Annotated in this window: 12 protein-coding genes and 1 tRNA gene; 4 read left to right on the forward strand and 9 right to left on the reverse strand. The window is 62.7% G+C overall.

Features of this window, described 5'->3' with window-relative positions:
- Positions 1-93 precede the first annotated feature (93 nt).
- The 7 genes from E2A64_RS02200 to E2A64_RS02230 form a co-directional block, all read right to left on the reverse strand.
- Positions 94-2,109, reverse strand: coding sequence for a methyl-accepting chemotaxis protein (locus E2A64_RS02200; RefSeq protein ID WP_133282805.1), 2,016 nt, complete (start codon positions 2,107-2,109; stop codon positions 94-96).
- 463 nt (positions 2,110-2,572) lie between these two features.
- Positions 2,573-2,659 (reverse strand) — tRNA-Leu (locus E2A64_RS02205).
- A gap of 134 nt (positions 2,660-2,793) precedes the next feature.
- Positions 2,794-4,602 (reverse strand): translation elongation factor 4, encoded by a 1,809-nt coding sequence (lepA, locus tag E2A64_RS02210; RefSeq protein WP_133282806.1) that lies wholly within the window; start codon positions 4,600-4,602, stop codon positions 2,794-2,796.
- Positions 4,603-4,694: 92 nt separating this feature from the next.
- Positions 4,695-6,023, reverse strand: coding sequence for an O-antigen ligase family protein (locus E2A64_RS02215; protein WP_133282807.1), 1,329 nt, complete (start codon positions 6,021-6,023; stop codon positions 4,695-4,697).
- Positions 6,024-6,025: 2 nt separating this feature from the next.
- A complete protein-coding gene (locus tag E2A64_RS02220) occupies positions 6,026-6,850 on the reverse strand; it encodes a glycosyltransferase family 25 protein (RefSeq protein WP_158285662.1) in 825 nt (274 codons plus the stop codon).
- An 81-nt stretch (positions 6,851-6,931) separates the two neighbouring features.
- Positions 6,932-8,266 carry a SulP family inorganic anion transporter gene (locus tag E2A64_RS02225; RefSeq protein WP_133282809.1) on the reverse strand — a complete coding sequence of 445 codons (1,335 nt, stop codon included), beginning with the start codon at positions 8,264-8,266 and terminating at the stop codon, positions 6,932-6,934.
- 51 nt (positions 8,267-8,317) lie between these two features.
- Positions 8,318-9,142: a C40 family peptidase gene (locus E2A64_RS02230; protein ID WP_133284213.1), complete on the reverse strand. Its 825-nt coding sequence runs from the start codon at positions 9,140-9,142 to the stop codon at positions 8,318-8,320.
- A gap of 134 nt (positions 9,143-9,276) precedes the next feature.
- Here E2A64_RS02230 and mbfA point away from each other — a divergent pair, with 134 nt between their 5' ends.
- Complete coding sequence (mbfA, locus tag E2A64_RS02235) at positions 9,277-10,260, forward strand: iron exporter MbfA (RefSeq protein WP_133282810.1); 984 nt, start codon at positions 9,277-9,279, stop codon at positions 10,258-10,260.
- Between the two features lie 43 nt (positions 10,261-10,303).
- Here mbfA and E2A64_RS02240 read toward each other — a convergent pair whose 3' ends face one another.
- Together E2A64_RS02240 and E2A64_RS02245 are read right to left on the reverse strand one after the other, a co-directional pair.
- Positions 10,304-10,945, reverse strand: coding sequence for a transglutaminase-like cysteine peptidase (locus E2A64_RS02240; protein ID WP_174235764.1), 642 nt, complete (start codon positions 10,943-10,945; stop codon positions 10,304-10,306).
- Between the two features lie 185 nt (positions 10,946-11,130).
- Positions 11,131-11,928, reverse strand: coding sequence for an alpha/beta hydrolase (locus tag E2A64_RS02245; RefSeq protein ID WP_133282811.1), 798 nt, complete (start codon positions 11,926-11,928; stop codon positions 11,131-11,133).
- Positions 11,929-12,173: 245 nt separating this feature from the next.
- Here E2A64_RS02245 and infC point away from each other — a divergent pair, with 245 nt between their 5' ends.
- The 3 genes from infC to rplT all read left to right on the forward strand — a co-directional run bounded on the left by infC (position 12,174) and on the right by rplT (position 13,650).
- The gene (gene infC, locus E2A64_RS02250) at positions 12,174-12,710 is read left to right on the forward strand and encodes a translation initiation factor IF-3 (RefSeq protein WP_133282812.1); all 537 of its coding nucleotides are present in this window, start codon (positions 12,174-12,176) and stop codon (positions 12,708-12,710) included.
- A 304-nt stretch (positions 12,711-13,014) separates the two neighbouring features.
- Positions 13,015-13,215 (forward strand): 50S ribosomal protein L35, encoded by a 201-nt coding sequence (gene rpmI, locus E2A64_RS02255; RefSeq protein WP_133282813.1) that lies wholly within the window; start codon positions 13,015-13,017, stop codon positions 13,213-13,215.
- A 30-nt stretch (positions 13,216-13,245) separates the two neighbouring features.
- Positions 13,246-13,650, forward strand: a complete 405-nt coding sequence (rplT, locus tag E2A64_RS02260; RefSeq protein WP_133282814.1) for a 50S ribosomal protein L20 — start codon at positions 13,246-13,248, stop codon at positions 13,648-13,650.
- Positions 13,651-13,697: the final 47 nt, after the last annotated feature.

Consider the following 13,697-nt stretch of genomic DNA (forward strand, 5'->3'; position numbering starts at 1 on the left):
CAGGGCCGAAAACCGGTTCACCATCGGCACGAAACAAAAAAGCCGGCCACCTCGCGGTGGCCGGCTCTCATTTCGCGTAGCGTCACGCCGCTATCAGAACTCTTCCCAACCCTCGGCAGCCGGAGCCTGCGCCAGAGCAGCGGCTCCGCCACCGCCGACCGCGCGGGATACCTTCGCCATCATGGCTCGTGCGGGCGAAGCGACCGGAGCGTGAGACTGCGCCCGGGCGACTGCCGGGCGTGCGGCCGCACCATTGTCGACCCGGAAGCGCGACACCATCGAATTGAGGCTGTCGGCGTCGCCGCCCAGCTTGTGGGTGGCTGCCGACATCTCCTCGACCATCGCGGCATTGCGCTGGGTCACCTGATCCATCTCGTTGATGGCGGTGGAGACTTCCTGCAGGCCGACCGACTGCTCACGGGCCGCGGTTGCGATCTCGTTGATGTGATCGTTGATCTTGAGCACATGGTTCTCGATCTCGGACAGCGAGGTGCCGGTTTCCTGCACGTGACGCACGCCGACCTGGACTTCTTCGCCCGACTTGAGGATGAGCGTCTTGATGTCCTTGGCGGCACTCGCCGCGCGCTGCGCCAGTTCGCGCACTTCCTGGGCGACGACCGCGAATCCGCGACCGGCTTCGCCGGCACGGGCGGCCTCGACGCCGGCATTGAGCGCCAGAAGGTTGGTCTGGAAGGCGATCTCGTCGATCACGTTGATGATCTGCGTGATCTCGTGCGAGGCCTGCTCGATCCGTTCCATCGAATCGATCGCGTTGCGGACGACTTCGCCCGACTGCTTGGCGCTGCGGGTGGCATCGCCGACCATGACGGTCGCGGACTGGGCGCGCTCGGTCGAGTTCTTCACCGCGGCGGTGATCTCGTCGAGAGCGGCCGAGGTTTCCTCGAGCGAGGCCGCCTGCTGTTCGGACCGCTTGGCGAGGTCGTCGGAGGCGACCTTCAGTTCGCTGGCGCTCGAATTGACCGAGTCCGACGATGCGCGAACATCGAGCATCGTGGCTTTCAGCGTCGACAGTGCCGAGTTGACGTCGCGCTGCAGGTCGCCGAGCACGCCGAGGAACTCGCCGTTCATGCTGTCGGTGAGATTGCCGCTGGCAAGCTGGCCGATCACCCGCTGGGTTTCGGTCACCGCGTCGCTGACGCCCGCCAGAAGCTCGTTGATCGAAGCCGCGAAACGGTTGAGGTCCTCGTTCTCGTAGTCCTTGGTGATACGGCTCGAGAAATCGCCCGCAGCGGCCGCCTTGACGACGCCTGCGATCGACGATTGCAGATCGGCGCTCTTGGCGCGCAGGGCTTCTTCCTGGGCGTGGACGCGACGGTTGTCGATGGCGTTCTCACGGAACACCTGGACGGCTGCTGCCATCTCGCCGATCTCGTCCGGGCGTCCCGCATAGGGGACTTCCGCGTCGAGATTGCCCCTGACGAGTTCGCTCATTGTGTTCGTGATGTTCTGGATCGGCTGGCTCAGATGACGACGGGCGATGAACGAGGCGACACCCAGACCCACGGCAAGGCCGATAATGCCGGTCAGACCGACCATCAGCAGCATGGAGGACTTGAACTGGCCCATATCGGCCTTGATCGTATCGAGGTTGCTGCGGTCCTGGCCGATGACTTCATCGATATAGGCCTGGAATGCCTTGCGGTTGGCGCGGTTGGCCTCGTTGTTGCCCTGCTGGTTGGCTGCCTCGGGCGAAACCTCGGTGCCCAGGCGCGCGGTTTCCGACCGGAACTCGCGGAAACCCATTGCGCCTTCGACGACGCCGGCAAAGGCTTCTGTCTGCGTTGCGGGGACGAGCGGCCCCCACTGGGCGAGCGTCTCGTCGATACCGTCGAGATTTATGAGAATGTTGTCGGCGAACTTCTTCGCCTTTTCGGTCGATTCGGCCATGTAGACGCCGCGTGCGTCCATCACGACCGCCGTAACCTGTCGGTTCAGGTGCTCGCCCAGAAAGGCGCGCTCGGAGGCGTTTTCGTACCGTTTCAATTGATCGCTGTAGCCGAATACGACGGCGACGGCGATGATGCCCATCAGGACGGCGACCAGCCCCATGACGCCGCCGACGAGCTGAATTTTCCCGCTGATTTTCATATGAATCTACTCCGGTCCCCGCCTACGAGGACGATATTCTCCACGACCGCGCCCCACAGACGCCTTTCGCGGCAATCGCAGCGACCGACCGAAATGACAGGTGCTTTCATGTCGCTGTGTTATTCCGAATATTCTGATCTCCTAAAGGATCGGTAAATAACAATGAATATATATAAAGCATCTTCCATCGGGCGGGAGGGAAATGGACGCCCCCGCTGCGCAGCCGGCGGCACGCTTGGCCGCGAGCCCATGGGCAGGCGAGGCCTCCCCCGCATGCGGTCGCATCGGCGGTTCGTTTCGGTTGCAGCTCATGATCTGCCGGACCGGGGCGGACCGCCGCCCTCGCTCGGAACCGCCGGCAAGGGGCCCGTTTCAACATCAGGTGCAAGATGTCGCCGAGCAACAAAAAACCCCGCTTTCGCGGGGTTTCTTGGATTTTCCGGGGCGAGCCGGAAGAAAGAATTGGTGCCCAGAAGAGGACTCGAACCTCCACACCGTTGCCAGTACCAGCACCTGAAGCTGGCGCGTCTACCAATTCCGCCATCTGGGCGACGGGGCCGGATTTAGGCGGTGCGGCCCGTCATGTCAACTTCATAATCGGGATGAAGCCGAAATAGTTTCGCCGATCCTTGCATGAGGTCCCGAGAGGCGCTCCGGCCGGTCTTCGGCCGGGTGGAAAACATCCTATTCGCCGATCTTCAGCGCCTCGATGAAGGCTTCCTGCGGGATCTCCACCTTGCCGAACTGGCGCATGCGCTTCTTGCCCGCCTTCTGCTTGTCGAGAAGCTTGCGCTTGCGGCTGGCGTCGCCGCCATAGCACTTGGCGGTCACGTCCTTGCGCAGCGCGGCAATGGTCTCGCGGGCGATCACACGGCCGCCGATCGCCGCCTGGACGGGGATCTTGAACATGTGGCGGGGGATGAGTTCCTTGAGCTTTTCGCACATCGCGCGACCGCGTTTTTCGGCCGCCGACCGGTGAACCAGCATCGACAGCGCGTCGACCGGTTCCTCGTTGACGAGGATAGACATCTTCACCAGATCGCCCTCGCGATTGCCGATGATGTGATAGTCGAAGCTGGCATAGCCCTTCGAGATCGACTTCAGGCGGTCGTAGAAGTCGAACACCACCTCGTTGAGCGGCAGTTCGTAGGTCACCATAGCGCGCGAGCCGACATAGGAGAGGTCGATCTGCAGCCCGCGCCGTTCCTGGCACAGCTTGAGGATGGCGCCCAGATAATCGTCCGGCGTCATGATCGTGGCCTTGATCCAGGGCTCCTCGATCGCCGCGATCTTGACCACGTCCGGCATGTCGGCCGGATTGTGCAGGTCCAGCTGGTCGCCATTGGTCATCGTCATGTGATAGACCACCGACGGCGCGGTGGCGATGAGATCGAGGTTGAATTCGCGCTCGAGCCTTTCCTGGATGATTTCCAGGTGCAGAAGGCCGAGGAAGCCGCAGCGGAAGCCGAAGCCGAGCGCTGCCGACGTCTCCATCTCGAAAGAGAAGCTCGCATCGTTGAGCCGCAATTTGCCGACGGCCGAGCGCAGGTCTTCGAAGTCCGCCGCGTCGATCGGGAAGATGCCGCAGAACACCACCGGCTGCGCCGGTTTGAAGCCCGGCAGCGCTTCCGCCGTCGGCTTCTTGTCATCGGTGATCGTGTCGCCGACGCGGGTATCGGCCACTTCCTTGATGGAGGCGGTGATGAAGCCGATTTCGCCGGGTCCGAGATCGGGGACCATCACCATTTTGGGTGTGATCACGCCGACGCGATCGACGGGATAGCGTGCGTCGGTGCCCATCATGCGGATCTGCTGGCCCTTGCGCAGCTTGCCGTCGATGATGCGCACCAGCACGATCACGCCAAGATAGGCGTCATACCAGCTGTCGACGAGGAGCGCCTTCAAGGGCGCATTCGGATCGCCGGTCTTCGGCGCAGGCAGCCGCTTGACGATGGCCTCGAGAACATCGGGCACGCCGACGCCGGTCTTAGCCGAGATCGGGATCGCGTCGGACGCGTCGAGACCGATCACTTCCTCGATCTGTTCCTTCACCCGCTCGCTGTCGGCGGCAGGAAGGTCGACCTTGTTGAGAACCGTGACGATCTCGTGATTGTTGTCGATGGCCTGGTAGACATTGGCGAGCGTCTGGGCTTCCACCCCTTGCGAGGCGTCGACGACCAGCAGCGAGCCCTCGCAGGCCGACAGCGACCGCGAGACTTCGTAGGCGAAGTCGACATGTCCGGGCGTGTCGATCAGGTTCAGCACGTAATGCTGGCCGTCCTCGGCATCATACTCCAGGCGCACGGTCTGGGCCTTGATGGTGATGCCGCGTTCGCGCTCGATATCCATCGAGTCGAGGATCTGTTCCTTCATCTCGCGCTGCTCGATCGATCCGGTACTCTGGATCAGGCGGTCAGCGAGCGTCGACTTTCCATGGTCGATATGGGCGACGATCGAGAAGTTGCGAATGTGGGAAAGCGGGGTGTCGGTCATGAGGCGGGATTTATCAGTCCGGCGGAAAAAGGCAATCTTTGAATTGTCGCCCAGGCTGCCTCAGCTACTGAAATATCGGGACTTCGCGGACCTCAGGGGCGGGAGCTGCCGATCTGGCTGCGATCGCCCGCGCCATTCCAGTTCTGTTCGCAGATCCTGACCCTGGGCCTGAAGGGCGGCCGGACACCCCGGAGGCATGAGATCACCACGGCGAAATAGAGCGCGTAAAGCGCGACATGGCGGTCGACCAGCAGCAGGTAGTGAAGCGCGCCGAATGCGACGGTGAGCGTGCCCATCAGGATGGCGTTCTCGCGGATATCCGGCGGTCCGTCGCGCCAGATGCGCCAGAAGCAGAAACCGAAGAAGGCGGCATGAAGGCATATGCCCAGTATGCCGCGCTGCATCCATTCGTCGAGAAGCGCATTGTGCGAAAAGGTGAGCGGCTCGAGCATGGTGCGGTGTTGCTCGGGAAGGTGCGCATCGAGTTCGGTGATCGTGCGCTGCCCGCCAATGCCGATGACGGGGTGCGCGGCGATGACCTGCGCCGCCGCTCCCCACAGGATCGCGCGGATGGGCGCCCCGCCCTTGGTCGGGTCGGGCTCATGAGCCAGCGCGGAGACCTCCCTTATCGTGTCGTCGAACCGGCTTTCGAGGCTGGGGGCCAGCAGCCAGCCCGCCGCCGCAACGGCCAGAACGCAGCCCAGTCCCGCTGCCGTCACGACCTTGCGGGACGGCAGCGCGGTGCGCGCGCGGCGCGACAGATGAACGATGTCCATGAGGCCGGCAATCAGGAAGACCGGCAATGTTGCCCGCGTTCCGGTGGCGAGCACCGGGACGAGAGCGAGATAGAAGCAGATTCTCCGGTTGGCGAGCCCGCCGGTCAGGCCCGTGACCTTCATGCGGCTCCAGATGGCGCAGAAGGTGATGGCGAAAGCCGCATTGGTCTGGGTAACGCCGAAGCCGTAGCGGAAAGGCCCGGCTCCCCCCTCGAGCGCGTTCACGATCAACGCGCCGACCGCCCAGACGGCCACCATGAGCAGGCCTGCCCGCATTCCGATCACGACCTGCCGGACCGGATCGCGAACCAGCGTCATGCCCGCCGCCATGGGCAGGAAGGCGGCGAAATAGAGCGGGTAGCTTGCATAGCGGCCATCTTCGGGCAGGCTGCCATTGAGAAGGTGGATCGCGACAGCGCCGGCCGCGAGGCCGATGGCCGCAACCGCATGACCGGGATCAACCGCACGGAGCGTCCGGGGACGAAAGATGGCGTAATAGATGCCGGTGCCGACGAACCACGCGAACAGCACGATCGAAACCTTCTCGACGACCAGGATCGATGCCGCCGCGATCGTCAGCAGCCATGGATCGACCCGCCGGCGCAGGAGAAGGAAATGGAGCAGGGTGCCGGACCGGAAATCCATTCTCACCTCTTCGTCGGCTTCCCGCTGCCGCTCGGGTTCTTGCCGAGCTTCAATGCAAGCAGCCTTGCCCCGCGCGTGAGAAAGCGAAGTGTTTCGATCTTCGCCCGGAACGGGAAGACGGTCAGGTAGCGGCTGGAGGGAAGCTTGCTTTGCCGGACGGTATTCTGGATCTGGGTCGGAAAATGACTGCGTTGATCGACAGGCGGCGGTTCGACGAAGACCGACCTCAAGCCGTGAAGATATTCGAGATCGAAGGCGATGTCCCAGGCAACCTGGATGGGCAGAAGCTTCTCGATGAAGCGCTCGGCACAGCGGCGGTTGACCATGTAGGCGGCAGCCCCCTTCTCCCGGGTGAGTGCGATGGCGAGGTCGTATTTGCCTGTGAGATGCGAATAGGGAAGCCGGATACCGTCATTGACCGTGGAAAGTCTGAGAATGTCCCATTCGCCCGAGCGGGCGATGGCCGCCTTCATGACGTCCGCAAGGTCATCGGGCAGCTTCGCATCATCCTCGAGTATGAGCGCATGGCCGGCGCCGGTCTTCAGAAAGGCCCTCAGCGCCTCGATATGGCTGAGATAGCAGGCGATCTCGCTGCCATTGAACCGGCGGCCGTGCAGGCGGGCGTAGGCGCCGGCGTCGAAATCCGGGCATGATGCGTCGATGTCCTGCCGGTCGACTGCGGTGATGCGGTTGTGATCGATCCCGAGCCGTTCGAACTGCTCTTCCATGAACACCCTGCGCTCGACGGCGCGATCGAGATTGATGAGATAGACGCCTGGATCGCCCACCGTCACCTCGTTCGCGCTGGTACTCGCATGTTTGGACATTCGGACTCGCATGGGATGTGGGCGCAGTGTCGTCTGCGGGATGGTGCAGGTTGTGGTTTATACAATTCAAGGCAGCATGGTCTAGCGTTCGGGCACCTTCCATTCCGGCTCCGGAGCCTTTCGCCGTCTGAGCCTCAGCATGAGCCCGACAGCCACGCCTGCGCCGATTGCGATCGTCAGGTCGGCGAGAACCGTCAGCAGCAACGTCATCACGAGCAGGAAGATATCCGCGCGATCACCCCTGAACCGCTCCCTCAGGTGCTGGGGTTCGGCCATGTTCCAGGCGGTGAGAACGAGAACGGCGGAGAGAGCGGGAAGTGCCAGCATGCCCGCCAGAGGAGCGGCCAGCATCATGAACCCGAGAAGAAACAGGGAATGCGCAATGCCGGAGACAGGCGTTTTAGCCCCGGCGCGGATATTCGTCGCGGTCCGCGCGATCGCGCCCGTGGCGGGAAGTCCGCCGAAGACGGCGGAGATGCAGTTTGCCAGTCCCTGGGCGGTAAGTTCGGTATTGGAGCGATGCGCCGTCCCCGCCATCCGGTCGGCCACGAGCGCGGAAAGCAGGGATTCGATGCCCGCCAGAAAAGCGATGATGATGGCCGAGGGAAGCAGCGTATGGAGCGTGTCGAGATCGACCGCCGGCAGGGAAGGGGTGGGCAGTGCCGAGGCTATGCCGCCGAAGCGGCTGGCGATGGTATCCACATCCAGCCCGAGAAGTGGCACCGCTGCGGAAGTGAGCGCCACGGCGACCAGCAGTCCGGGCAGTTTCGGCGCGGCCTTCCTGAACACGACGATCAGCAACAGCGTCAGGAGGGCGATCACGGTGCTTGCTGCAGACCAGGTGCCGTGCGCCTGCCACAGGGCCGCAAGTTTGGGAATGAAATCAGCGGGCAGTTTGCCGGCGTCGATGCCGAAGAAATCGGAGATCTGGCTCGTGGCGATGATGACCGCGATCCCGATGGTGAAGCCGTTGATCACCGGCTCGGGCACATGCCGGATCAAGCGTCCGGCCTTCAGAAAGCCGGCGACGATCAGGATGACGCCGGCCATGAGCGTGGCCACCAGCAATCCGTCATAGCCGTGGCGGGCGATCACGTCGTAGACGACGACAATGAAGGCGCCGGTGGGGCCGCCGATCTGGATGCGCGAGCCGCCGAATGCGGAGATCGCCAGTCCGGCCACGATGGCCGTCACCAGCCCGGCGCCCGGCTCCGCGCCGGAGGCGATCGCGATTGCCATGGCCAGCGGCAGCGCCACCATGGCGACCGTCAGCCCGGCCATGAGGTCTGAGCCGAAAGTCGGAAGATTGTAGTCGGAAAGCGTGGTCAGGATCTTTGGGTGAAAGACCCGGTCGCGGACATTCCCGTCCGCGGCTGCCTGGCTTTCCGCCGCCTCATTGCCGGTGTTCTCACTCATGGCGATCCGCATCTCCTCGCCATCTGTGATGCGCCGCCCCTGCGGGGCTTGTCAATCTCCCGCCTTGCCGGTCTCGATCGTCCTGTTTTGCGGCACGCCCGCCGGACCCCACTCGATTTCCTTGTAGTCGAAGCCGAACTCGATGGTCGGCTTGACGATGCGGAAATAGGGCGAAAGGTCGAAATCGCGCGGCGTGAACAGCGAATAGTGGCGGATGTGCAGGATCTCGCGTCGCGAGTGATCGGAAGTCGCCGCGGCCCGGCCGGGCGCTCGCGTGATTTCCGGCAGGATGGGGTAGTTCACGCTCTGGAAGGCCTGCGCGATCAGCGACGAGCAGATCGCCCGCGTGGGATCGCCCGAGCCGAGGGCCAGCATCCGCCTGCGCCATGCGACGGGGACGGGTGGCGCCGACCAGGTGTAGCGGATCAGGTCGAGAATGTTCTTCAGATCGTATTTGAGGCCCAGCTTGCCGATCATGAACCGGACCACCTGGTCGCGGTCCTCCTGCGTCAGGCCGACGGGTCGGCAGATCCGGGTATTGTAGGTCTCGTATTTGGAAAGCGGAACGGCGATGCAGCCCTGCCCGAGATTGACCTCGACAAGGCTCGGCCGGTCATTGCGATCGTCGCCTTCTTCATCCAGCGCGTCGCCGACATAGAGGGCGGAATGCGAGAATGTCGACTGGGTAAGGTATTTGATGGTCTTGGAGATGCGGCGGTTGCCTTCGACAAGCAGCACGTCGCCGGGCCGGAGCGTGCGGCGCAGCGTATCGGGATCGGAGGGCGTGTAGGGCTCGTAGCCGGAGGTCGGTTCGTCGAGCCAGTTGGCCAGCTTGTGACCGATCCAGTCGAGGACCGTCCCGCCACCTGTTTTCATCTCGTCGGTCATGCTGTGTCATCGCAGTCAAGCCTGTCTGTTTCAAGACGCCATCCCTGCGAATGCGCCGCCATCCATATTGACGTCCGGCGCGAACGATCCTACTTTAGAATTATTCTAAAAAGGTGCTCCAAATGTTCGCTCCCCTTTTCAGTTTCGGCAAACGATCCTTCGAAACGCTGTCTGAGCAGGAAGTGCTGGCTCTGGCCATCTCGTCCGAGGAGGACGATGCCCGGATTTATCTCGCCTATGCCGGCATGCTGCGTGACGATTTTCCGCATTCCGCCAGGATCTTCGACGACATGGCCGAGGAGGAAAACACCCATCGGGCGCGGCTGATCGAACTGCATCAGAAGAAGTTCGGCGACCGCATTCCGCTGATACGCCGCGAGCATGTGCGCGGATATTACGATCGCAAGCCCGACTGGCTGGCGCGCAACCTGCCGCTCGACCGTATCCGTGCGGAAGCCGAGAACATGGAAAGCCAGGCGCACCGCTTCTATCTGGCGGCTGCCGCACGGTCGTCCGATGCCGAGACCCGCAAGCTGCTCGGCGATCTCGCGGTGCAGGAAAAGGCGCATGAATCGCTCGCCCGACGGCTCGCCGAAACCCACGCGCCGGAGGATGTCGCGCGAGAGGAAGAATCGACCGAGCGCAAACGCTTCATCCTCACCTATGTCCAGCCCGGGCTCGCCGGCCTGATGGACGGCTCGGTTTCGACGCTCGCGCCGATCTTTGCGACCGCATTTGCCACGCAGGACACGGCGACGACCTTCATCGTCGGTCTTTCGGCATCGGTGGGCGCGGGTATATCCATGGGGTTCACCGAAGCCGCCCATGATGACGGCGTGCTTTCCGGAAGAGGCTCTCCCGTCAAGCGCGGGCTCGCCTCGGGTATCATGACCACCATTGGCGGCCTGGGTCATGCCTTGCCCTATCTGATACCCCATTTCGGCACGGCAACGACTGTCGCCATTGCCGTCGTCTTCGTGGAATTGTGGGCCATCGCCTGGATCCAGAATCACTGGATGGAAACGCCCTGGAGCCGGGCCATCATTCAGGTGGTGCTGGGCGGCGCGCTGGTTTTCGCCGCGGGCATGCTGATCGGCAGCGTCTGAGGTCGCGGAATTTCCGGACCTAAGGCGTGCAGCCTGACGGCTCTTACTCGACCGAGCCCACCAGCAGGTCCGTGCCGTTCTCGATGGTGACCCAGCGGCCGGAATTTTCCGACGACTGACGCTTGAGATAGCGGTAGGGCGTATCGGTCCAGGCGAGAACCTGCTCCTGCAGATTGTCGAGGACATAGTCACCTTCGGCGGTCCGGAGCGTCAGCACGGCATGGCCTTCGCCATCCGGCTTGCGAACGACGGTGATCAGCAGATCGCCGGCCGAGAAACCGCGCTCGATGAGCATGTGACGCTTGAGGAGCGCATAGTCCTCGCAGTCTCCGGCAATATCGGGGTAGGCCCAGACTTCTTCCTGGCCGTAGATCTCCATGTCGGTCATTGGCATGATGGAGAAGTTGACGGCCTCGTTGACCTCGTGGACGACCTTCCAGCCGTAATCGGTCACCCGCGGCGGAGCCGCCGGGCTGGAAACCGGGCCGCATTCCGAGCGGTAGGACCTGCAGAATTCATAGTGACCGATCGGCTGGGAGGTGATGCGGCCGGTCTTCATGGAAATCGTTTTCGCGGGGATCTCGGGCGCGGCGGAATCCGAAAGGGCAGGCGCAGAGGCTGCCTGGTTGGCTGCAGCGCCGGCCAGTACGCCGATGGCAAGAACCATCGTCCGGTGAAGGCTCATCATGCTTTGGTTCCCCGTCCTACCCATGCCCGATAGTTAACAAAGGGTAAATACGGGGAAGCGGAACTGTCAATTCCGCCTTCCGCTTAGAATGGGAATATGGTTACCGCCGAGGGGCGAGTGCGGAGATTAAGTCACACATCGGGGTGTTTCCGGGGCGGAAACGCCGCGTCGAAACCCCGGGATCAAGCCGCGTCGGCGATCCTGTCGACAGCGGCGAGAATGCGCTGAATGTCCTCGGTACGCGAGAGGCGGTGGTCGCCATCGCGAATGAGCTGCACGTCGACATTGGTCGAGGGCAGGTGCTCGACGAGCCTGAGTGCGTGCTGCCACGGCACATCCGGATCTTCCATCCCCTGTATGATCGTCACCGGCGCGTCGACCTCGATGATGCCGTCGAGAACCCGGTTGGCGCGTCCGTCGTCGAAAAGCGCCTTGGTGAACACGTTGGGATCGGGGCCGTAGGGCGTGGGCTCCTCGAAATAGCCCCGGGTTTCAAGCGACCGGCGCTCTTCCGCGGACAGCTCCGGTTCCATCAGTTCGTGGGTGAAGTCCGGAGCCGGAGCGATCAGCACCATGCCGGCGATGCGGTCGGCCTGTCCGCGCTTCTTTAGCTCCTGCGCCATGCGAAGCGCGATCCATCCGCCCATCGATGAGCCGACGAGGATCTGCGGGGTCTCGGCAAAGCGGTCGAACACCGCGAGACTTTCCTCGAGCCAGCGCGAGATGGTTCCGTCGGTGAAGGCGCCGCCCGATGCGCCGTGGCCCGAATAGTCGAAGCGGATACTGGAGGCGGCCCTCGAGCCTTGATGGACGCAGATCGCCTCGGCCTTGCTGCCAGTCATGTCGGAGCGATAACCGCCGAGCCAGACCGTTCCCGGACGTCCGACCGACGTCGCCGGACGGATCAGCGCGGCGATCTCGCGCGCCTGTCCGTTTTCGCCGACCGTGATGCGTTTCTCTTGGACATCGCTCATTGTCATTACGCTTTTTGCTCCCTATCTCTCGTCCCGGCGGTGCCGTGTCGGTGCGGCTCTCGGATGTCCGTCCCCGGCGTTCTCACGGCGCAGACGCGACTTTTGACAGTCTCTTTGCGTGGCAGGTGATTTTTCCACGCAACCATGCTATTGACACCGGCGTTGTCTTGTAGACATGGCAGACGGAAGCCCGCAAAGGGGCCGACCGCTGTCAAACACGCGTCCGATCAATAGTCCAGGAGACCAGAGCCATTCGCAGACCTTTCAGAGCGCCCCCTACCACGAATGACGGGCCGCGCGCCAACAGAGATATTCGTGCCCCCAAGGTTCAGCTTATCGACGCAGAAGGCCAGAACCGCGGCATAATCCCGACCACCGAGGCACTTGACCTCGCGGAGGAAGCGGGACTCGATCTCGTCGAGATCAATTCCAATGGCGAGGTGCCGGTTTGCAAGCTCGTCGATCTGGGCAAGCTGAAATATCAGTCCCAGAAGAAGGCCTCCGAGGCCCGCAAGAAGCAGAAGACCGTCGAGGTCAAGGAAATCAAGATGCGTCCGAACATCGACACCCATGACTATGAGGTGAAGATGAAGGCGATGCGACGGTTCTTCGACGACGGTGACAAGGTGAAGGTCACCCTTCGCTTCCGCGGCCGCGAAATGGCCCACCAGGAACTCGGCATGCAGCTCTTGCAGAGGGTGAAGGTTGAAACCGAGGAAATCGCCAAGGTGGAAGCCGAGCCGAAGCTCGAAGGCCGCCAGATGATGATGGTCCTGGCGCCGCGCTGAGGCTCTGACCGCGACAAGGATGCGGGGCCCGGTTCAGATCCACTCGCCCCCTACCGATGAAAGACCGCATTCATTGCGGTCTTTTTCTTTTTGTGCGCAGCGGATGATAACGGTTTCTCCGCTTGCCCTTTCGCCCTTGCATCCTGGGCGCCTTCACTCTATAAGGCCGCGTCCGAACCGTCCGGCAGGGCATGCCGAGGCGGTTCTACACGCTTGACGGTCTCTTCAACCGTCTCAATCGAACAACAAGGGCTGTCGCTTACCCGCGAGGGAGAAGCGATCAATGCCTGCAAGGAGTAGCGAAATGCCCAAGATGAAGACGAAATCGTCTGCCAAGAAGCGGTTCAAGATCACCGCGACCGGCAAGGTCAAGTCGGCTCAGGCCGGCAAGCGCCACGGCATGATCAAGCGGTCCAACAAGTTCATCCGCGACGCCCGCGGCACCATGGTTCTTTCGGAGCCGGATGCCAGGATCGTCAAGAAGTTCCTGCCCAACGGGCTTTGAGAACCGGACCCAATCTAAGGAGATCATGACATGGCACGCGTAAAACGGGGCGTTACCGCCCACGCCAAGCACAAGAAGGTCCTCAAGAAAGCCAAGGGCTTCTACGGACGTCGCAAGAACACCATCCGCACGGCCAAGGCCGCTGTCGACCGCTCGATGCAGTACGCCTATCGCGACCGCAAGGCGCGCAAGCGGAATTTCCGGGCGCTCTGGATCCAGCGTATCAACGCTGCCGTCCGCGAGCATGGCCTGACCTACGGCCGCTTCATCGATGGCCTCGGCAAGGCCGGTATCGAGATCGACCGCAAGGTTCTCTCGGACATGGCTATCCATGAGCCGGCAGCATTCGCCGCTCTGGTCGCGGCTTCCAAGAAGGCTCTCGAGTACCTCAAGGAAACCGGTACGCCGAACGAGTTTGAAGGCGCGGTTCAATAAGCCGGCGCTTTCCCTGAGGCATAAAATCTGACCATTTGGGATCCCGC

The organism is Pseudohoeflea suaedae (genome assembly GCF_004354915.1).
In the GTDB taxonomy this organism is placed as follows: Bacteria; Pseudomonadota; Alphaproteobacteria; order Rhizobiales; family Rhizobiaceae; genus Pseudohoeflea; species Pseudohoeflea suaedae.

Coding starts and splice junctions, on each gene's coding strand:
- E2A64_RS02240 (WP_174235764.1), bottom strand. CDS start 10,945: ATGAGCCTTCACCGGACGATGGTTCTTGCCATCGGCGTACTGGCCGGC.
- rpmI (WP_133282813.1), top strand. CDS start 13,015: ATGCCCAAGATGAAGACGAAATCGTCTGCCAAGAAGCGGTTCAAGATC.
- mbfA (WP_133282810.1), top strand. CDS start 9,277: ATGTTCGCTCCCCTTTTCAGTTTCGGCAAACGATCCTTCGAAACGCTG.
- E2A64_RS02215 (WP_133282807.1), bottom strand. CDS start 6,023: ATGGATTTCCGGTCCGGCACCCTGCTCCATTTCCTTCTCCTGCGCCGG.
- E2A64_RS02225 (WP_133282809.1), bottom strand. CDS start 8,266: ATGAGTGAGAACACCGGCAATGAGGCGGCGGAAAGCCAGGCAGCCGCG.
- E2A64_RS02220 (WP_158285662.1), bottom strand. CDS start 6,850: ATGTCCAAACATGCGAGTACCAGCGCGAACGAGGTGACGGTGGGCGAT.
- lepA (WP_133282806.1), bottom strand. CDS start 4,602: ATGACCGACACCCCGCTTTCCCACATTCGCAACTTCTCGATCGTCGCC.
- rplT (WP_133282814.1), top strand. CDS start 13,246: ATGGCACGCGTAAAACGGGGCGTTACCGCCCACGCCAAGCACAAGAAG.
- E2A64_RS02230 (WP_133284213.1), bottom strand. CDS start 9,142: ATGAAAACAGGTGGCGGGACGGTCCTCGACTGGATCGGTCACAAGCTG.
- E2A64_RS02200 (WP_133282805.1), bottom strand. CDS start 2,109: ATGAAAATCAGCGGGAAAATTCAGCTCGTCGGCGGCGTCATGGGGCTG.
- E2A64_RS02245 (WP_133282811.1), bottom strand. CDS start 11,928: ATGACAATGAGCGATGTCCAAGAGAAACGCATCACGGTCGGCGAAAAC.